The 19935-nt window shown below is 44.2% G+C and carries 17 protein-coding genes and 3 pseudogenes; 14 read left to right on the top strand and 6 right to left on the bottom strand.

Annotation, left to right across the window (positions count from 1 at the left end):
- Window positions 1–89: 89 nt before the first annotated feature.
- Window positions 90–476: a hypothetical protein gene (locus V5G28_RS18670; RefSeq protein ID WP_332987366.1), complete on the bottom strand. Its 387-nt coding sequence runs from the start codon at window positions 474–476 to the stop codon at window positions 90–92.
- Window positions 477–713: 237 nt separating this feature from the next.
- On the opposite strand from V5G28_RS18670, the gene V5G28_RS18665 reads away from it, so the two are divergent.
- The 4 genes from V5G28_RS18665 to V5G28_RS18650 all read left to right on the top strand — a co-directional run bounded on the left by V5G28_RS18665 (window position 714) and on the right by V5G28_RS18650 (window position 5667).
- Window positions 714–3275 (top strand): family 16 glycoside hydrolase, encoded by a 2562-nt coding sequence (locus tag V5G28_RS18665; RefSeq protein ID WP_332987343.1) that lies wholly within the window; start codon window positions 714–716, stop codon window positions 3273–3275.
- A 17-nt stretch (window positions 3276–3292) separates the two neighbouring features.
- The gene (locus V5G28_RS18660) at window positions 3293–3574 is read left to right on the top strand and encodes a hypothetical protein (RefSeq protein ID WP_332987342.1); all 282 of its coding nucleotides are present in this window, start codon (window positions 3293–3295) and stop codon (window positions 3572–3574) included.
- A gap of 132 nt (window positions 3575–3706) precedes the next feature.
- Window positions 3707–5539, top strand: coding sequence for a peroxidase (locus V5G28_RS18655; protein WP_332987341.1), 1833 nt, complete (start codon window positions 3707–3709; stop codon window positions 5537–5539).
- Window positions 5536–5667: a hypothetical protein gene (locus V5G28_RS18650; RefSeq protein ID WP_332987340.1), complete on the top strand. Its 132-nt coding sequence runs from the start codon at window positions 5536–5538 to the stop codon at window positions 5665–5667. Before V5G28_RS18655 ends, V5G28_RS18650 begins: the two co-directional genes overlap by 4 nt.
- A 155-nt stretch (window positions 5668–5822) precedes the next feature.
- Here V5G28_RS18650 and V5G28_RS36775 read toward each other — a convergent pair.
- A pseudogene (locus V5G28_RS36775) lies at window positions 5823–5921 on the bottom strand (hypothetical protein); the annotation flags it as partial.
- A 65-nt stretch (window positions 5922–5986) separates the two neighbouring features.
- Window positions 5987–6145 carry a hypothetical protein gene (locus tag V5G28_RS18645; protein ID WP_332987339.1) on the bottom strand — a complete coding sequence of 53 codons (159 nt, stop codon included), beginning with the start codon at window positions 6143–6145 and terminating at the stop codon, window positions 5987–5989.
- A gap of 107 nt (window positions 6146–6252) precedes the next feature.
- Between V5G28_RS18645 and hslO the strand changes: the two genes are divergently transcribed.
- A complete protein-coding gene (hslO, locus tag V5G28_RS18640; protein ID WP_332987338.1) occupies window positions 6253–7158 on the top strand; it encodes an Hsp33 family molecular chaperone HslO in 906 nt (301 codons plus the stop codon).
- Window positions 7159–7316: 158 nt separating this feature from the next.
- Window positions 7317–9395, top strand: a complete 2079-nt coding sequence (locus V5G28_RS18635; protein ID WP_332987337.1) for a chromosome segregation ATPase — start codon at window positions 7317–7319, stop codon at window positions 9393–9395.
- A gap of 53 nt (window positions 9396–9448) precedes the next feature.
- Here the strand turns inward: V5G28_RS18635 and V5G28_RS18630 are convergent, their stop codons facing one another.
- Complete coding sequence (locus tag V5G28_RS18630) at window positions 9449–10207, bottom strand: GNAT family N-acetyltransferase (RefSeq protein WP_332987336.1); 759 nt, start codon at window positions 10205–10207, stop codon at window positions 9449–9451.
- A 283-nt stretch (window positions 10208–10490) separates the two neighbouring features.
- Window positions 10491–12487 (bottom strand): annotated as a pseudogene (gene uvrB, locus V5G28_RS18625) (excinuclease ABC subunit UvrB).
- A gap of 278 nt (window positions 12488–12765) precedes the next feature.
- Here uvrB and V5G28_RS18620 point away from each other — a divergent pair.
- The 8 genes from V5G28_RS18620 to hpsJ-A all read left to right on the top strand — a co-directional run bounded on the left by V5G28_RS18620 (window position 12766) and on the right by hpsJ-A (window position 18956).
- A complete protein-coding gene (locus tag V5G28_RS18620; protein WP_096569633.1) occupies window positions 12766–13191 on the top strand; it encodes a hypothetical protein in 426 nt (141 codons plus the stop codon).
- Window positions 13192–13526: 335 nt separating this feature from the next.
- Window positions 13527–13709, top strand: coding sequence for a CsbD family protein (locus tag V5G28_RS18615; protein WP_332987334.1), 183 nt, complete (start codon window positions 13527–13529; stop codon window positions 13707–13709).
- 303 nt (window positions 13710–14012) lie between these two features.
- Window positions 14013–14453 (top strand): hypothetical protein, encoded by a 441-nt coding sequence (locus V5G28_RS18610; protein WP_332987333.1) that lies wholly within the window; start codon window positions 14013–14015, stop codon window positions 14451–14453.
- A 76-nt stretch (window positions 14454–14529) separates the two neighbouring features.
- Complete coding sequence (locus tag V5G28_RS18605) at window positions 14530–15054, top strand: hypothetical protein (RefSeq protein ID WP_332987332.1); 525 nt, start codon at window positions 14530–14532, stop codon at window positions 15052–15054.
- A 593-nt stretch (window positions 15055–15647) separates the two neighbouring features.
- A complete protein-coding gene (locus V5G28_RS18600; protein WP_332987331.1) occupies window positions 15648–16496 on the top strand; it encodes a PEP-CTERM sorting domain-containing protein in 849 nt (282 codons plus the stop codon).
- Between the two features lie 195 nt (window positions 16497–16691).
- The gene (gene crtA / locus V5G28_RS18595; protein WP_332987330.1) at window positions 16692–17555 is read left to right on the top strand and encodes a cyanoexosortase A; all 864 of its coding nucleotides are present in this window, start codon (window positions 16692–16694) and stop codon (window positions 17553–17555) included.
- Complete coding sequence (locus tag V5G28_RS18590; RefSeq protein ID WP_332987329.1) at window positions 17552–18202, top strand: cyanoexosortase A system-associated protein; 651 nt, start codon at window positions 17552–17554, stop codon at window positions 18200–18202. Before crtA ends, V5G28_RS18590 begins: the two co-directional genes overlap by 4 nt.
- 37 nt (window positions 18203–18239) lie before the next feature.
- Entirely contained in the window at window positions 18240–18956 is a 717-nt protein-coding gene (gene hpsJ-A, locus V5G28_RS18585) for an HpsJ-like protein, cyanoexosortase A-associated (RefSeq protein ID WP_332987328.1), read from the top strand.
- 213 nt (window positions 18957–19169) lie between these two features.
- Here hpsJ-A and rpe read toward each other — a convergent pair.
- A pseudogene (gene rpe / locus V5G28_RS18580) lies at window positions 19170–19875 on the bottom strand (ribulose-phosphate 3-epimerase).
- Window positions 19876–19935 lie beyond the last annotated feature (60 nt).

Below are 19935 nucleotides of genomic sequence, written 5' to 3'. Positions count from 1 at the left end.
TTTCTAAGTAGCCGGACTGGTTGAGAAACCCACACTGTACCTGTAGTTAGGGAACGTGTGTGGAGTATCTCACAAACTGGGTTTTTTAGTTATCGTTTTTTTGTCGTTAAAAACTGACGCAAACTCAGCAAATTTAGAGTTTGTCCCAAAGAAAGCGGTAGAATTGTCACTCCTTCTAGACGAGACTGCACCCAACCTTCTCCCCAGTACCATTCGTGAAAACCGTCTATTCCTTGACTCAGCAATAAACGCAGGCAGTTGGGACGTGCCACATCCACTTGATGATGAATCGAGACTGGTCCGATCCGGGTGGTAAACTCGAATCCAGGATGCAGTTCTTGTGGCATTCCAGAGGCAAAGCGACCTGTGGGAAGCCATTTTTCTAGTTCCGTAGGACGCAACAGACTGTCGTGAATTGCAGTTGCCGATGCATCAACTTCTATCCGTATTTGGCTTTGTTGAAAATTACCCAGCATTTTTCGAGGATTGCGAGAAGCGCAAGAGAGTTGTTTTTTTAGTATTGCAAAGATTCCGGGCAACTGCGGCGTTACAGTCAGTTGCAGTGGAAACTGCATAAGTACTGTTTGACTGCATTTACTTAAGAAACAGCGTCCCACTGAGGGATGCATCGGCTTCGTTGCACCAGACTTGGATGCATAACAAGATTGCACTCAAGTTTTCTTGAAAACAAATCATGATCAAGGAGAATTCCCATGCCCTTAAACAGGCTAGTTGATTCAGGACAGCCCTTGCCAACACCCGATTTGCAAAGAACGACATTCTCATTAGATGCAGTTGCTCGTTTCGTTTGCAATACCTGGGAAGAAATCTTAGCAGCACAAGCAGGTGGTGAGTTCGACGCGGTAGTCATTGGCTCAGGTATGTACGGTGCATATTGCGCCTCCAAGCTGTTTGAATTCGGCGAGGAATTAGCAAACCAGCAAGACCGACCGCGCGTTCTCGTCTTAGAATCTGGACCATTTCTGATCAGCGAACATTTCCAAAATCTCACTCGTGTGGGTGGGTTGTTCAACGTTGTTAACGAAACATTAGTTGAAGATTCGCAGAAAAACATCGTTGAACCAGATAGTTATTCCAATCACCATAACTTCAATAAACATCACCGTTGTGTCGGTGGTAAGTCGTTGTTTTGGGGTGGTTGGACGCCACGGTTGGTTCAAGAGGATTTGCAGCAATGGCCCGCTGAGGTAACGGATTATCTACTGCTCAAAGATAAAGCTGACGGCTATGAATTCATCGAGCACGAAATTGGTGCCAAGCCCACTGCCGACTTTATTAACGGCAAACTATTCGACATCCTCAAGGATCGGGCAAAAGATGTCCTACAGCAAAAGCGCGATCGCCTACCGTTGCTCAAAGAAGTGCTAGATCCGCCAATCGCGGTGATGGGTCAGTCGCCCGGTTCCGGTTTGTTCAGTATGGACAAATTCAGCAGTCTACCTTTGCTGCTCGATGCAATTCGTCGCGACAACGATAACACCAACAGCAATAATGAAAAGCGGCGGTTATTCCTAGTTCCCAACGTCGAAGTTCTCAAGTTAGAAACGGTCAATGGCGTTGTTACCCAGGTTGTGGTAGCGCTGAAAGATCCGTTTGAACCCGACAACAAAAGTAAAGCCCGCGTGGTACGCCTGAATCTCAGTTCTAGAGCCGTAGTAGTGATTGCAGGCAATACCATCAACTCAACCCGACTGGCGTTGAATTCATTTCCCCGTCCTCAACAACTGGCACCGAATTCAGAATTGATGGGACGAAACTTGATGGTTCACGTCCGGGGCAACTTCATATGGAAGGTAACTCGTGCTGCTTTGGGCGTTCCTGACAAACTAGACAACGAATTACAGACAGCCGCGTTGCACGTCAGAGGCACAACACAAACCCCAAAAGGTCCCGGACAGTTTCACTTTCAGTTTTATGCAGCACCAAGCTTGAATGACCCAGCTTTCCCAGGAGCCAACGGTAATCCGGAAGAGTTCCTTTACCGGATGATTCCTAACTATGATGAATACTACCGAATTCTCGCGGCACAAACAAAAGGCACGATGGAGGGCAAAGTTGTTCTCAGTATTCGCACCTGCGGCGAAACCTTTGGCGACAAAACCACCCCAATTGGAACCAACAACTTTAGTTGGATTGGTGTCAATACATTCGGCGGTACAGGAGATGATGTTTACACTAACGGCGAAAACTTACGTGTTCCTAAAGCCTTCGTAAGTTTGGTGGAAACGCCAGCCGACAAAGAAGTTCGCGTTGCTCAGGCACAGGCTGCTTTTGCCTTTATCGAGACATTAGCTAATCAGCCACCAGGATCTGCCACGCAAACCAATGACAACGCGCCGATTCAGTTCATTAACACAGAAGGCGGAGAAGATGGTCTAGGCACTACCTATCACGAATCTGGCACTCTCTGGATGGGTACAGACTATACCCAGTCAGTCACCGATGTGAATGGTCGTTTCCACCACGTATCTAATGCTTATTGCGTAGATCAGTCTATTTTCCCCACCGTTGGTTCTGCGAATCCTGTACCTACAGGGCTAGCTTTATCTCGTAAGGTTGCTCGCTCAATTATTGAACGCTACACCGAAGTTGCGAATGTTGGCAACCAAGAAGGGTTTGAAAGCCTTTATCGCGGCAACTTCAAGGCTGATGGCTGGGAAATAGCGACATCAGGTAGCCAAAACTTCTTTGATGTGCAAAATCAAAGTATTCCTGTGTTGGGTGCAGGTGTTGGTGATAAGAGCGTCGGACTTGGTGTTCTTTGGTTTACTCGCAAGAAATTCAAAAATTTCATTCTGAAGTTGGAGTGGAAAGCCTTTGACATCGAAGCCAACTCTGGTATCTTCCTGCGAACACTAGAACCCAAGGCTCTTGATGATAACTTCTATCACTCCAGCACCGAAATCCAAATCGATGAGCGCGCTTACGACTTTCCCAATAACATTTACGGTAGCCCTCTACACAAGACAGGCGCGGTATACGAGCTTTTCCCGGCTCAAAAAGCAGCTTCTAAGGCAATCAGCCCCCGCAACTCTGGTAAACCAGGATACTGGAACAGCTATGAAATCCGAGTTCAAGGCAATGAAATTGAGGTCAAACTGAATAACCAATTGATCAGTGCAGGAACCTTCCCGGAACTCCTAGGATTTGCCGATCCCAGCGACGGTAAGAAAAAGCGTTCTGAAGGTTTCATTGGCTTGCAGTGCCATACCGAGGTTGTTCAGTTCCGCAACATTCAGATTAAGGAATTGTAATTAGGAGATAAATAACCATGAGTAAGGACACAGTACAGCGCGATCGCTTAATCGAGAAGTGTGTTGAGGTTGCCTCAACAGTACTCGGTGAGAAAGAAACGATTATGCAAGTCCGTCGAGGTGAACCGACGTTTGGAAGAAACTACACCAATCATTACAAAGTTTATTTGGCAACGTTAGACCCAAGTGGAGTTAATCCAACCAATCAGCGTTGCGTGGTTGTAAGCATCACCTCGAATATGGATTCTGCCAAGGTAGAGCCTTCTTTGAGTTGCGATTCAGTCAAAGACCTCGATTAGAACACTTTGAGCGCGATCGCTCGTTGCGTTCCTTCCCGACTTCTTCAATAAGTCGGGAATCTAACCGTAACAGCAAGGCGATCGCTTAATCGAAAAGTACACAAAGCATCTTAGTTATTTCAGGAGTGAATAATGCCATTAGACCTCAATTCCAACTTTGAACCAATTGACCATACCCAACAAGAATATCAAGATGTTCTTCAAGACTTGCAAGGCAACATTCTCAAACCACATGGAAGAAACAACTCTGTACAGATTTTCTTAACTTTTCCCAATACCAGGGAAAATCCAGACAAACTTGCTGCACTTAGGCAATGGATCGCTCAATTTGCCGCTCAAAATATTACATCAGCCAAAAAGCAGTTAGATGATGCTGTTGCTTGGAGGGAGAAAAAAATTGATGGTGGTCTATTTGTACACTTCTCTTTATCTTCCTCAGGCTACGAAAAACTAGGTTTCCCTGATTCTATTCAACCGAAAGGTGCCAATCTTCAAAAACGAACAAAACCTAACCCTACCGAAAACCAACTTAACAATGACTACGCTGATGTCTTCCAAAACGGTATGAAGACGCGACAGTACGCACTTATAGACCCGTCAGTTAGCGCTTGGGAGCCAGGATTCCAGGCGGAAATTGATGCATTGGTAATCATCGCAGCTAACAATCCAACAGAACTGAGTAATAAAGAATCAGAAATTCTTCAAAATCTGAAGGATATTGCGACGATAGCCACTATCGAACGAGCCAATACCGTACGTCGAGAGTTTCAAAATTCTCCAGAAAAGAGTGTTGTTGAGCATTTTGGCTTTACAGATGGTATCGGTCAACCGCTCTTTTTCAAGCAAGATGTAGACCTGGAAGAAGGCGACACCGCTAAAAAACTTTTCAGCGCACCACTCAATCTTGTCCTGATTCCAGATCCTTTTGGCACTCAAAATGTTAGCTTTGGTAGTTTTCTTGTCTTTCGCAAACTTGAGCAAAATGTTCAAGGATTCAAAAAGGCTGAAGTTGCCTTGGGTCAAGCATTAGGGATTTCTCCTAAGCTGGCTGGTGCAATGGCAGTGGGACGTTTTGAAGATGGCACTCCACTTGTTATCAAGTCCAGTGACGGGGGTACTAACCTAAATAACTTTAGCTATTCTAGCGATCCTGCTGGACTAAAATGCCCATTCCAGTCGCATCTTCGCACGACCAATCCCCGAAACGAATCGGTCAGAAAAGGTGGACCTTTTGCCCAAAGCAAAGATCAGGAGCTTGGACATCGCATTGCGCGGCGCGGAATGACCTATGGACTACTCAGCAACTTCTCTGGCAACCTCGATAATCTACCCAAGGGTGGTGTTGGGTTGCTATTCATGTGCTACCAGTCCGATATCTGGGAACAGTTTGAGTTTATTCAGCGGTTCTGGAGCAACAATCCCAGATTCCTTGAACCCGATATGTCCAAGTCCCGCAATGTAGAAAATAAAAATTACGACAAGACCGGATTGGATGCAGTGAGTGGTCAAAGCTTACCTGGTCAGAGTGACCCCCTGATTAAAGAAGAGCCGAAGCCACCCCAAAATTGGTTAAAAGAGCGGGATCAACCAACCAAGAAAGTCGATGTCAACTTTGCAAATTTTGTCACACTCAAGGGGGGTGAGTACTTTTTCTCGCCAAGTATCAGTTTCCTGAAGAACTTGCCTAACCAACCTCGAAATTTCCCCACTCCGCCAATTCAACAACCCATACCTAGCAGAACATATGTTGTGGGACAAGGTGACGATCTGTCGAAGATAGCTCAGAGAGCTTACGGTAATGAGAGTTTTTTCAGAGTAATTTACGACGCTAACAAAAATGTGATTGGACCTAACCCTAACTCGCTTATAGTAGGGCAGATACTTTACATTCCAATACTGGAAGGAACACTACACCAGTACCTGGTCAAACATATCTTGTGCAACAGGGCGACTATCTATTTTTGATAGCTGAGAGAGCTTATGGAAATGGCAATCTGTTAAATCTCATCTACGAGGCTAATCGAGATGTGATTGGATCTGACCCGACCGTGCTTGTACCTGGGCAAGTGCTTCGCATTCCGCCAAGACCGTAATGAAACAATAACCAATAACTAAAGCCGCATATTCTTTCCCTGTAGCATCTCATGGCTACTGGGATTGGTAATAAAAAATTTACACTCCCCAGCATGAAATGCTGGGGATTCTTAGTACAACTCGTCATTAATGAGGGACGGAAATCAAAATCATATCAACTCGCTGTTTTTGTAAAGCCTATCCACCAAGATAAATTCACAGCAGCATTATGGTCTGCATTATGATAATGACCATTAGGACAGTTAAAATGATGTTTTTTCCTATTACCTAGCGTTCCACAAGTTGAACAAGTTTTTGATGTTTAGGCAGCAGGAGACTTTAATTACTTTGCGGTAGCGAATAGATAGCAATTCGTTTGCGAGGGCGAGTATTTTCTTTCTCCAGTTGAGCAAACATCTTTGCTTTAACCTTCTTTTGGTTGACAAACTTGAGCTTAACTGTTAGCTTCACTTGCCTAATAGCATGATTGTCGCTCACTCCTTGCTGCAAATGTTTAAGTTAAGTTTTGTTATACTAAGAGAACTATCATTCCCATGCAAAAAGCAGGGAATTTCGCTAAGACATTAAAGGCATAGGTTTTTTTCATGGCGGATCAATTAATTCGCGCCACAGCAGCTGAAGGCGGAATTCGTGCAATCGGTGCAATTACCACACGCTTGACAGAAGAAGCACGACAACGTCATAAGCTTTCCTATGTGGCAACGGCCGCACTGGGTCGAACCATGACAGCAGGCTTGTTGATGGCTTCTAGTATGAAACGATCTGGGTCTAGAGTCAATATCCGGGTGAAAGGCGATGGACCTTTGGGTGGTATATTGATAGACGCAGGGTTAGATGGAACAGTACGCGGCTATGTAGAAAATCCAGATGTGGAACTGCCTCCGAATAGCAAAGGTAAGCTTGACGTTGGCGGTGCAGTTGGTAACGGTTTTCTTTACGTTGTCCGCGATGTTGGATACGGGTACCCATACTCCAGTACGGTAGAACTCGTTTCTGGTGAAATTGGGGACGATGTAGCTCACTACCTGATCACTTCGGAACAAACACCTTCAGCTCTGGTTTTAGGGGTTTTTGTAGGAGCAACCGGGGTGACGGCTGCTGGAGGGTTACTGGTGCAAGTTCTGCCGAAAGCTGCTAGAGACGAAGACTTAGTAGAAACTCTCGAATCACGGGTTGCCGGATTATCAGGGTTTACACCTTTGTTGCAAGCAGGCAAATCATTGACAGAGATCTTTCAAGACCTACTGGGAGATATGGAGCTTGCTATATTTCCGGAAACTCAAATTCTACGCTACCACTGTGGTTGCTCGTTTGACCGCGTACTAGGAGCACTGAAAATGTTGGGTGAAGCAGAACTACAAGACATGATTGTCAAAGATAATGGGGCTGAGGCAACTTGCCATTTTTGTGGTACAGTTTACCAGGCAAGTCGAGATGACTTGGCTCAACTTATTGTAGATTTACAAGCAGAGGCTTCAGCTCAAGTATAAAGTATAAAGAAAGACTTTAAAAAATAGATATGCATGGTATAAGTGGAGGAAATATGATCGTGTAAAAAGTAGCTTTTTCTTAAGAGAAAAAGTTACTATGGCAAGGGCAAAAGTTTGGATCTATAACAGATCACTATTCTATTATTTTGGTGTGAGAAATGACAGAGCGGGACATACCAGAAAGTTGGTTACCAGGCGAAGCAAGAGAGCCAGATAATAATATGACTAGAGCATCCCGAAAGCAACAACTTAGTGGAACTCATGCGTCTGGTGTCCCAGCTACTGGTTCTACTTTCAAGTCGGTCGTGAAACGCTCCGAACAAAGTGATTTAGAAGAAATACCTGTAGAAAAGGATCCAAAAGAAACAGTTTCAATCAGTAAAGGTACTTGGCAATTGCCCAAATGGACCAAAAGCTGGGTATTGTGGACGTTATTGTTAGCGTTGGTTCCGGGGGCGATCGCCTTCATGGCGACAGGGATGTTACTCAAGCTGCCATCTGCGCCAAACTGTCCAGCAATTTTCTGGCCCTTAGCAAGTGCGTCGGTGCGATTGCATTGCGCTCAACTAGCAGCTTCTAAGCAGACGGTGAAAGACCTTCTACAAGCGATCGCCTTGGTAAAGGAACTGCCAAAAAATCACCCGCTTCGTGGAGAAATTGAGCGTTTGATAGAAGAGTGGTCACGCGATATTCTGAAACTAGCCGATCAGAGTTTCCAAGCTGGTCGGCTAGACGAAGCGATTGAAATTGCTCACCAAGTTCCGAAAGAGGAATCTGCTTATCAATTAGCACAAGAGCAAATTTCTAAATGGCAGTCCACATGGTCGAAAGCCGAAGACACCTATAAAGAAGCAGAAGATCAATTGCGCGAACAGAAGTGGCACCAAGCATTTATGCTAGCCGCCAGATTGTTGCGTGTGAAGAATGAATATTGGACGACAACTAAGTACGATCAATTGAACCGTCTGATTGTCAGTGCGCGAGAAGATGGTGAGAAGTTAACGAAAGCAAAAGGTCTCGGAGAAAATAAAACAGTAAATAATCTCCTAAAAGCGATTGAACTGGCTGAATCGGTTCAGCAAGATAGTTACGTTTATCAAAAAGCTCAGGAAGTTCTTCCAGAATTTGGACGCAAAATGCTGGAGTTGGCAGAAGCCAAGCTGGAGCGACGGAACGCAGACGAAGCGATCGCCATAGCCCAAAAAATTCCCCTCAGCACCAAGTTGCAGCCCGAAACACAAGGCTTTATTACCTTAGCTGAAGCGCAAAAGAATGCATGGTTAGGAACAACTGCCGGTTTAGAAGCGGCAATTACCCAAGCTCAAGAAATAGATGGTTCAAAACCAGTATATGAAAAAGCGCAAACACTGATTGCAGGCTGGCAACTAGAAATTCAAGATGTCGCCCATTTGGAGAAAGCAAGATCACTAGCAAGTCTTGGTTCAATTAACGATTACGCAGCAGCTATTGCTGAAGCACAACTCATTCCTGTTAACAACCCTCGCGGACAAGAAGCAAGAAAAGAAATAGCTAGCTGGGTTGCTCAAATACAGACCATCGAAGACCGTCCGTATTTAGATCGTGCTGAACAGGCAGCAATGCTTGAGGACGTGAACTCTCTACAAGCGGCGATCGCCGAGGCAAGTCAAATCCGACGGGGTCGTGCATTGTATCGAGAAGCACGCAGCAAAATTGGCACTTGGACAGGCAAGATTCAACGTATTGAAGACCAACCCTACTTAGATCGGGCAAAAGACTTAGCTAACGCTGGCGATTTACCCTCTGCTATTGCAACAGCTCAACAAATTGCCTCAGGACGAGCACTTTCCGGTGAAGCGCAAGCCGCAATAGATGACTGGCAAGGGCAAATTCGTGCTAGAGAAAACTGGAAGAAAGCACGGGAAGTCGCCGTAACTGGAACTCCAGAAGCCTTGGCTGAGGCAATTAGGATCGCAAATAGACTACCGGATGGTAGTTCCTTACGCGGTGATGCTAATGTCGCTATTGACCAATGGAGTGAGCAATTGTTAGATATAGCCCGCGCTCAAGGAGAGTCTGATATTCCTAGAGCGATTGAGACAGCCAGGCTAATTCCACGAGGGACTGCTGCTTATAGCGCCGCCAGAGAACAAATTAGATCATGGCGGGAATACCTCAATCCTCAGCCACAAGAATCTCCGCAAGAATCTCCACAAGAATCTTATCCTGAGCAACCAACGAATATCCAACAGCAGTAATTCTTAACTAACCGTATTGACATTTGGACAGACATACCACTGAACATCCCCTACTACATACGCGGGCGCGAAATGTGCAGAATTTCTCCGATTGAGGAGAATCCTGCGCGTATGTAGATCCGCGCTTCTGCTTCGTGAGCCGCCATTAGGAAAGCCACGGAAACGCCCACGTCGAAGGCTTCACGCACTAGCCGCGTTGTAAGCGCGCCTGCCACACCGCGTCGGCGGAAGGGAACACGGACGCCGATACCTGCAATCTCAGTCATCCCACTATCCGGCACAGAACACACCCCAGCTCCCACGGGTTCGCCTGTCGCCGTAACCCGGGCAAGGACTGCAATCTGTCCTGCTGCCAAGCTCGCCCGAAGTCGCGCGACAGCATCAGAACCTGGCGGGGGAGCGCCGTAGGCTTCATTTTGAACTGCAACGGTGGCGAGCAATTCAGCGTCAGTAACTGGCACGACCAATTCGATATCTGGAGGCAAGGGCAGAATCTGCTCTGAACCAGGAATGCAGGTCATGAGTTCAAGACGCCCCTCAACCACGAAGCCAGCAGTTAACAGCGCGCCCTCAACAACTGGTGCGAGATGTGGAATGTATTCGAGGCGTGGTATCCGCGAACGTCGTTCGTAGGCGGTAATCAGAGCAACAACGTCAGCAGACGACGGTGTGGCAACATCGTCGGGAATAGCGTAGTTGAGGAAGGGGTTGTCATTGTGCGGGGTAAAAGTCGCCAGGAATGGGCCAATTCGCTCTGTGTTGCGTTCGCGGCTTGCCGCAAATCGCAGGTATGCCTGAATTTGAGAGTCCATATCACATCATGTTTGCTTAATTGCCCATAATAAAATTTATTTGTGGTAAGGACTTCAGTCCTAGCTTGATCACTCAAGAGGACTAAAGTCCTCACTACGAACTTCCTGCCGATTACATAGCGCAACTCAATTGAATGAAGTAATTATTTATCTGTGTCCATCTGTGTCCATCTGTGGTTCAATATTTCTTTGGTGTAGCTTACAAGGGTTGCAAAGCGCTATATAACCGCACATGATATAACAACATCACCAATCGTATTTTGGGTTCTTACAGAAGAGCTAATTAACGTCCCACCAATTTATCCCGCAGCTGCTTAATGCGATCGCGCAACTTCGCCGCCTCCTCAAACTCTAGTTTTTTGGCTGCTTCTTTCATCTGTGCTTCCAGTTGGGTAATAAACCCTGGAATCTCTTCTAAAGGAAATTCATCGATGTGTTGCTCAACTGTTTCTAACTCAGTTGCATTTAATCGCCGCGATACTTCTAAGAAAGACAAAATTGCATTACGCGATCTTCTCACAATCGGTTGTGGTGTAATTCCGTGCATCCGGTTGTAAGCCTCCTGAATATTGCGACGCCTCTCGGTTTCTTCCATAGCTCTAATCATGCTATGGGTCAGGTTATCAGCATACATAATTGCTTGTCCTCGCACATGACGCGCTGCTCTCCCAATCGTTTGGATCAAAGAACGTTCTGCACGCAAAAAGCCTTCTTTATCTGCATCCAAAATCGCCACCAGAGAAACCTCCGGTAAATCTAACCCTTCCCGCAGCAAGTTTACACCAACTAACACATCAAATTTGCCATCGCGTAAATCCTGCAAAATCTCAATTCGCTCAATCGAATTGATTTCCGAATGCAGATACCTCACCCGAATACCGTTGTCTTGCAGATACTCGGTTAAATCCTCTGCCATGCGCTTAGTCAGTGTTGTAATCAGCACACGCTCTTTGCGGTCAACTCTGTCTTTGATTTCGCCCAACAAATCATCAATTTGCCCTTCTGTAGGACGGACAATGATTTCTGGGTCAATCACTCCAGTTGGTCTAATGATTTGTTCCGCCACATGACCTTCTGAAACTTCGAGTTCCCAATCTCCTGGGGTGGCGGAAACAAAAATACACTGATTTACCTTTGTCCAAAATTCCTCCGCCTTGAGTGGACGGTTATCAGCCGCACTGGGAAGACGAAATCCATGCTCAATTAACACTTTTTTGCGTGCTTGGTCGCCATTATACATCCCGCGTATCTGCGGTACACTAACGTGAGATTCGTCTATCACCAACAGCCAATCTTTGGGAAAATAATCAATCAAACACTCGGGTGGTTCGCCTGCAATGCGTCCTGCTAAATGGCGGGAATAGTTTTCCACACCGTTGCAATAACCCACCTCGCGCAACATTTCCAAGTCATAGCGCGTCCGCTGGTCTATACGTTGCGCTTCGAGTAATTTCCCTGCTTCCTCTAATTGTGCTTTGCGCTCTTTGAGTTCTGCTGCGATCGCATCGCAAGCCGCTTCTAATCTTTCTTCAGGAGTGACAAAGTGACGCGCAGGGTAAATATTCAAAGCTTCTACACTCTTGATAATTTCACCTGTCACGGGGTCAACGTAACGAATAGCGTCAATTTCATCACCAAAAAACTCCACGCGAATGATTCGGTCTTCATACGCTGGACCAATTTCCAACACATCACCCCGGACACGAAAACGCCCCCGACCCAATTCCACATCGTTACGGCTATACTGAACTGATACCAATTCTTTCAGTATTTCCCGTTGGTTGACTTCCAGCCCGACTTGAAAGGGAATAGCGGCTTTAAGGTATTCTGAGGGAATTCCTAAACCGTAGATGCAACTAATAGATGCAACAACGATAACATCGCGACGTTCAAACAGCGATCGCGTCGCCGAGTGTCGCAACATATCAATTTCATCGTTAATCGAAGCTGTTTTTTCTATATATGTATCACTGACAGGAATATATGCTTCCGGTTGATAATAATCGTAGTAGCTGACGAAATACTCAACTGCGTTATCAGGAAAGAATTCTCGCAATTCATTACACAGTTGTGCTGCGAGAGTTTTGTTATGAGCAAGGACGAAGTGGGTTTTCCTACTTTTTCAATGACTGATGCTATCGAGAATGTCTTACCCGTTCCCGTGGCTCCCAGTAAAGTTTGATACCTATTGCCAGCGTTTATACTAGCGGTCAGTTGAGCGATCGCTTGTGGCTGATCGCCTGTTGGTTGAAAGGGAGCTTGAAGACCAAATTCTGTCATAAAATTTCACTGTCCAGTACCCTATCTTATGGTAGCGAATGCAATTGCTTCCTACGCTACACAGTTGCGAGTATCCTGCTGCCATTGCACCTGATGATTACCTGCAATCTTTATTTATTAAACTTTACAAAACTTTTCGATAAATGTTTATTTATGTATTGGTTTTGAAGAACATTATATCCCTATAAGATTTTTTAAAGTTAAACTTAAACATTAAGGAAAAATTTAACTTTCCCAGAATATTGTAAAATAAATTAACAATCAAAAAGTGAGAGGATATGAGCATGACTAGCTCTAGTAAAGCAGTGAGTCCTCGGCAAAAGCATTTGAAGCTCAAGGGAGAAAATACCGTGGAAAATAATCAGGGTAAAAGTTTGAATACAAATAACGTCGAGCAGAATGGTGATAAGTCAAAAGAGATAGAATTGCTAGGTAAACTGGAAGTAACAGATACACTAGCTATCTCTGGGATACGTCCAGTGACCTCCAGTCATTTGCAAGTTGTAGAGACAAAGAACATAATGGGTATACGCCCTATTGCTGCAAACACATTCCACACTGTTGGCAGTGTTAATATATCTGGAACTCGTCCAATTGGTTCAAGTGATCTGGTTATTTCTGAAACATACTCTGTCATGGGCAATCGCCCAGTTGCATCAAATACTATAGACGATTCTGAAGCTTTGATGGGTTTTCTAGATTAGAGAAAAAATATTACATATAGCTTTATCAACCCAGTTTTTTTGCAAAAACTGGGTTTTTTATTAACAAATAGCATGTGTTATGACTTATCAGTAACACCTGAGAATGAAAAGGATTGGGTGTTACGCTATCCAAAATTTATAAATAATTAAATAGCGGTCAATAAGTAGTTATTAGTTACTTCTTCTCACTCTTTGAGTATAGGGAACTAATATATCTTGAGGCGGAAGGCTCTAACCAAAATATTAAGCTAAGTTGTAAGGGTGATAACAAAGAATGAATTTCAAAGTTACGAATCAACTTTGAGACAAAGTTCATAAAAAATTAGGAGGTCAAAATGAGCCTAGAAGATCGCGCCAAAGCAACTGCTAAAAACATTGAAGGTAAAGCTCAAGAAGCAGTAGGAAATATCACTGGCGATCCAGAAGATAAAGCAGAAGGTAAAGCAAAGCAAGCTGAAGGTGAAGTACGTCACGGCGTTGAAGACGTGAAAGATAACGTCAAGAAGAATCTTGACTAGAATAGACCCTGGCTGCGGAAATTTTAGGTATCTGATAGAGGGGAACTCTAAATAAATACCAGATTGTTAGAATTTGCAGCAATCTAAACGCGTATTGTAAAAGCGCGGGTTTAATGAAGTCCGCTTAAGCGGACTTCGCTTTTTAACAAAGTACTTGAGATTAAGGGCAAATGACAAAAGGATTAGAAGCCCTGACTAATCTCTTGCATAAAAATTCAAACTTCAAACAATTTAGACTCAACTAACTTGAACAAACCTTCTATTGAAGTTGGTTTTAAAAATGATTTTTTGGAGGCAATAAAGATGAGTCTGCTTCAGCAGAGCCGTAAAATCTTGGCAGCATGTGTCTTGATTTTAGTCTTAACGTTAACTACCGCTTGTGGCGGTGGTACCGCAACGCAAGCTGACCGCACAGTCAATTCCCCAGTCGTTGGTCGGGATGTCGCCTATGGACAATTAGAGCGAGGAGATAGCCCAGCAGCCCAAAGCTTTGGTGACTGGGTTGTGCAAGCATCCAAGGGATTAATTACAGATGCTTTTGTGCGTGACAACAATAAATTAGGCGTTGTTATTTCCTCGAAAGTTCCTCCTAGCGATGTCCGCGCCTTAGCAAAATCACTGGTAGAAGGTTTTCACAAGAACTTCCCCAATCAAGACTTAACAGTTTTGGTATATGCGCCAGACAAAAAACTGATTTTGACAACTCAGTATGATGTGCAAACAAAACAAGTTCAGTACACGTAATACCTGAATTTGCATCAAAAGTTTGAGCGCAGTCAGTTGATTTAAGAATTTTGACGAGAAAAAGGAGATCACTACAGTGAGTAGCAGCGACCAATATAGACGTCAAATCATGAATGATTTGGCTAAGGGAGATGTTGAATCCCTAGATGATACCACCGCCGCTTCAACAACACAGTACGACAATTTTGACGACTTTGCCCATCGGTCAACACACGAAGAACGCCGTCAGCTGTTTGGTCGGTCTTTGCATCATGACAACATTCCAGCCAAGCAAATGGAGCCAGAATTGCAAAAGGCGATCGCTCAAATTAAACCCAATGAGCGGGATGATGTCGCTCGTGCTTTCTTCAAGCACTTCAAGCAAAGAGGATTGGATGATCGCCATCTAGAGCAACAACTTGGTCTTTCCACCCATGTTCCTGGGCGGATGAGCGCTGATGATGTCAGCAAACTTGCATCCTTCGCGTATCATAACCATCCCGACATCTTCCGTGAAGTGTTGGCAGAGCAACCAGGTATTATCAAGTTTCTCAGCAACCCCGTTGTTGCAGCCGTTTTAGGAGTTGCAGCAGCTAAGTGGTTGGGTAGTCATCACAAGTAAGTGTTGATTGAGTGTTGGGTTCGTAGATTTGTTGGGAGTGGGCAAGTAGCCCACCTTTTCTATTAATAGCGGTTCTCGTTTGGATACAACACGCTTTACCCCACCCCGGTTTTGTCTAACGCCAAAACCTCCCCTCCCCGCTTGCGGGGAGGGGATTAAGGGGTGGGGTAAATCAACGTGCGATAAACAGTCTAGGTACTTACCCCCAAATTTACAAAATTTTTACACAACATGTTAGGTGAGGAATTGTGTGTAAACCTTATAAAACCTAACTTTTGGCAGTGGCAAATATATACTTATAAGATATCTAAATTTAAAGTTTGCGTTAAGACAAAATAAAAGTACTTGATTTTGCCTGTGTAAACAGTAACACTCTTGAATAAAGATTTTCCAGAATCATTACTGAAAACACCGCTAGCACCTTAAAGGCGAGAACTCGTTAAGAGTTGCCGTTATTTTATCTATACGAAATGCGACAGGTTGAACTTTAGCCTGTGGTAGCGTTTTTTACATGCACTTATTTTGAGATGTTAGCAAATCTCACTCCAGGGTAAATCTACCGGAATCTTTACCTATTCATAGGAGTGAGTTCAATGACTAGATTTCAGGTTAGAAGAAAGTTACGTAAAGCTTGTTCTAAAGCAAAATATGTTACTAAAGCAACACTTGGCGTGAGACAGATAAGTGTTAGTCCAACAAAGTCAGGGCTAAACTTAGGCAAGACTAGTTTAGCATTAGCAACAGTGACTATCCTTGGTGTTGCGACTGCTCAAAGTGCAGTGCAAGCTGCAACCATTGGATTTACCAGCCGTACTGATTTGGCTGGCAACGATTCGGTCGATTGGGGCAATCTCGGCTCTAATTCTACGAGTATTTCCAATCCTTTTTCGATTAATTCAGTCAATGGTAACATTTTGAACGTCAGTAAGCCAACCGATAATTTCCAGAGGCTCGATCAAGTCAATCAAGGTAGCGGGTGGTTTGGCAATTTTTCACCAGGCGATCGTCTTCTCGCGACAGGAGAGAATTTAGGTCCAATAACAATTAATTTTGCTAATCCTGTAGACCGTGCTGGCGCACAAATTCAGAGCAATTACTTCGGTACCTTCACGGCAATCATCACAGCATTTGATAGCGTTGGAAATACTCTAGGCAATTTTACCCGTCTAGGTAACAGCAATTCTAGGCGCGATGGCTCTGCAATTTTTATTGGCATAGGTAGCGATACAGCCAATATTTCTCGCTTGCAGTTTAGTGTACCTAATGCTTCTTTTTCCCCAGAAGACTTTGCGATCAACGGTCTGAGCTTACGTTCTACCTCCGATAGTTCCCAACCTGTTCCCGAACCTCTGACTATATTGGGTTCATTAGCAGCAGGTGGCGTCGGTGCAGCTCTACGCCGCAAATACAAGCAGCAACAAAAAGATACTGCAAAAGTATAGGAAATTTCACATACAATTAGTTTGAGATGCTAGCGAATCTCACTCCAGGGTAAATCTACCATCAACTTTTACCTGCATTTAGGAGTGAGTCTAATGACTAGATTTCAGATTAGAAGAAAATTACGCAAAGCTTGCTCTAAAGCAAAATATATTGCCGTAGAAACATTTGGTATGAGGTAGGGAAAAGCCAGTACTATGAAAGCTTCCCACCTCACCGCAGCCTCACAACTAAAATATCCCCAATTCTGGCTATTAGCCATCGGCGCAGCGTACATTGCCATTCACCTGACTCTCACCTGGAAAGCTGACAATTCCAGCCTTTTAGGCATGAGTTTTCTATTTTGGGCAGCTATATCTTCTCTAATTTGGGATAAACGCCACAGTTTAAATTTAGAAAGCGATATTTTCTCCAGCTTTTTTGGTCTATCACTGATTGCACTGTTACTTATAAAGACTATATCTTTAACAAGTCTTGGTGGTTTCTTGTATATCTCACCAGTGATTTTTGCTTTTGGGCTGGCGTTGATGGCGTCTGGCTTTAAGGGCTTAAAACAATATGGAGGTGAATTACTTGTCCTGTTTTTTATCACCGTACCCAAATTATTACCCACATCGCTAACTGATATATCTCCTTTAACTGCCAAGTTTGCAGGTTTTGCTCTTTGGTACACAGGTTTTCCAGTCACTCGAAATGGAATTCTTATTAGTCTCCCAACGGGAAGCGTAGAAGTTTATTCTGGCTGTTCAGGGATAGAACTTATCTTTCAAATGCTGGGTTTAGCACTACTTTTTCTCTTAATGTTTCCTCAGAATGGGAAGAAAAAAATTCTTGTACCGATAATAGCTGTTAGTTTGGGGTTTATTGTCAACGGGGCACGAGTTGCTTTAATGGCTATCTTGGTAGCACAACGACAGATGGCAGCATTTGACTACTGGCATGAAGGTGATGGTTCCCTATTATTTTCACTGATTGCTGTCTTACTCTTTGGATTATTATGCTGGTTCTTACTTGGAAAGGCTGAATTAAGAAATAAAGACGCTACGGAGTCATCAAAGTGATTTGGAAACAATTCCGCGTACCGCTTTTAGCACTGACTTTTAGTAGCGTCGTCTTGGTGTTGGGAAGTGTAGTATTGCTTCCTACAAAAGACAAACGTGCAGTCGCTCCGTTTGTGTTCCCTGAACGAGTTCCGTTATCACAGTGGCAACTCAGTATAAGTCCTCCCTTAACAAAGTCAAAAAAGGAGCATTCAACACTCCTCGCTCAAAAGCATTATCGGTACATGAAAAATGACTTGTTTCTAGATATCGAAATGCGCTATTTGACCGATGGAGATGGTGAAAGGCTTTTTAGGGAATACACATCCATTTCATCGTCTGCTAATGTGCGTCAGCGAGAAGGAGTAGGCTATTACGGTGTTGGAGTTGACAAGCAGCGAGCTTATCTCAGTGCCTGTATTAACTCACAAGGCGGCAGTACATTTACTCAAAAACAGTTTGACCAAAATCAGTATTTCTCTGACCTGCAACCTCAACGGTTCCTGTCTTGGTTATTGGGTCAGGAAGGTTTCAAAGACAAGCGCTGTCTTTGGGCGCATTTATCAATTCCCTTAAAGAAATCTTCCCCTGAAGCGGCTTACCAAGTTTTAGAAAATGCTTGGTTTTCTTGGTATCAGTGGTGGCAACCACGCTTTCCTAAGTCCTAAAATATCATCAATTTTTCTCTAATATTCTATAAGCAAAATGACAAAATCAAGTGGCGATAAATTCAACCCTATAGTTCAAGAACTACAAGAGTTTGCCTTCAGTCAGCAAGGCTCAATGACAATAGTACGAGTGCTGGGCTACGGTCTGTTGTTATTGGCATTGTTCGACATCATTGTGATGTTTATCCCGCCCAATTTTATGAACCCTGCTTGGGAGTTTCAAACAATTGGGGCGCTAGTTGAAAGGGTACCAGTACCTTTAATTGGGCTAGTATTAGTGTTTTTTGGAGAGCTACATTCGCGAACAAAATTAGAACTTCCTATTTTAAAAGTTTTATCTTGGTTGACTTTAGTATTTGGAATATTGTTTTTTCTCCTGATACCTTTAGGACTGACTAACACCATTCGGTTAAATACTCAAAGTACAGCTCAAATTCAAACTGTATCTACTCAACAAGCTTCTCAGGCTGAACAATTGGAACAGCAGGTGAGTAAAGCCTCACCTGAACAAATAAGTAAGTTTTTGAAGAGCCAAGGTCGCGAAATAGATGGCAAAAGCCCTGATGAATTAAAAAATCAACTTCTATCAGAAGTCTCGCAAGCTAAGAAACAGATAAAGACTCAAGCAGAAGCAACTCAATCGCTGCGAGGTCTAAACTTGATTAAGACTTCTGCAAAATGGAATCTTGGTGCTTTGGTCGCAGGAACTTTGTTTATTTTTATTTGGAAGGGAACCCGTTGGGCGAGAAACTGAACATAAGATATTGTCCTAATACATAAGGTAGGGGCACAGCATGCTGTGCCCCTACTCAGATCTTGCACCCAACAAGAGCTAGAGGCTCTAATATCTCGTTACCAAGTTCAACCTGGTAACCAGGGTTTGGAGGCTTCGCCGACTCACTGTTGCAACTCTAGGCTTGATCTCAGCCTACAAACTTTTATTGCATTCAACTGAAAACAGGTTTATTTAAGCTGTTGCTAGTTGCGGAGTAGGACGCTTGCTGTTGCGAATACCCTCTATTGCTTCAGCATAATCCTTAGCCTTAAACACTGCTGAACCAGCAACGATCGCATTTGCCCCAGCTTCCAAAACCTGCCAGGTATTATTTGCCTTGAGTCCCCCATCCACTTCAATCCAAGGATCAAGACCGCGTTCATCACACATTTGACGCAGTTTGCGGATTTTTGGCACGACTTCGGGGATAAAGCTTTGACCGCCAAAACCCGGGTTGACGCTCATAATCAACACCAAGTCACACAGCTCCAGGACATACTCAATCAGCTCTAGTGGGCTACCGGGGTTAAGTACCACTCCCGCTTTTTTACCAAGTTCTTTGATTTGCCCCAACGTACGGTGCAGGTGGGGGAGCATTGTGTTCGGCATGAACATAGATGTGATCTGCTCCTGCCTTAGCAAAATCCTCTACGTACTTTTCTGGCTCTACAATCATCAAGTGGACGTCCAGAGGTTTTTGCGTCACTGGACGAATCGCCTCCACAACCAAAGGACCTATTGTAATATTAGGTACAAAACGACCGTCCATTACATCTACATGAATCCAATCTGCGCCAGCCTGATCTACAGCACGCACTTCGTCTCCTAGACGACTAAAATCTGCTGATAGGATGGATGGAGCTATTACAATGGGCTTTTTTGATTGCGTTTGGGTCATGGCTCGTGGGTTCTAAGCGTCCTCGTCTGTAAGTATTTTAACAAAACTTGAGCTAGCGCT

It is taken from the genome of Scytonema sp. PRP1 (assembly GCF_036697665.2).
Taxonomy (GTDB): Bacteria; Cyanobacteriota; Cyanobacteriia; order Cyanobacteriales; family Nostocaceae; genus Kalymmatonema; species Kalymmatonema gypsitolerans.
The sequence above is the reverse complement of the archived record's forward strand: the minus strand, read 5'-3'. Positions and strand labels throughout refer to the sequence as shown.